The sequence below is a fragment of the Streptomyces turgidiscabies Car8 genome, assembly GCF_000331005.1.
GTDB lineage: Bacteria > Actinomycetota > Actinomycetes > Streptomycetales > Streptomycetaceae > Streptomyces > Streptomyces turgidiscabies.
Map to the genome: position 1 here is coordinate 1 of NZ_AEJB01000544.1, position 411 is coordinate 411.

General features: G+C 71.3%; 1 pseudogene. It reads right to left on the reverse strand.

Annotated elements, in window-relative coordinates:
* A pseudogene (locus STRTUCAR8_RS54820) lies at positions 1-364 on the reverse strand (ATP-binding protein); the annotation flags it as partial.
* Between the last annotated feature and the right edge of the window lie 47 nt (positions 365-411).

Genomic DNA, 411 nt, shown 5'->3' on the forward strand with positions numbered 1-411 from the left:
CCCGTTCAGTTCGAACCACACCGCCTTGCCCACGCCGTGCGCCCTGACTCCCCACGCGTCGGCGAGGGACTCCACCAGAACCAGCCCTCTGCCATGCGTACCGTCGTCGGCGACCGGTGCGCGCATCCTCGGCCTGCGTCCCACGAAGTCCCCGTACCTCCACGCGTAGTCCGTGCGGTGAGACGGTCGCCGTCAGCACCGCGTCGCGGTCGGTGTGGACCAGCGCGTTGGTGACCAGCTCGCTGGTGAGCAGTTCCGCTATCTCGGAGCAGCCGGGCCGCCCCCAGTGCCGCAACAGCTCGCGCAGTGCCCTACGGGCCTCCGGTACCTCCCGCAGATCCGAACAGCCCAGCCTGCGCCTCATGTACGACGCCTCCCCCCGGTGCGTGCCGCCGCCGTCGCCGACGGCGT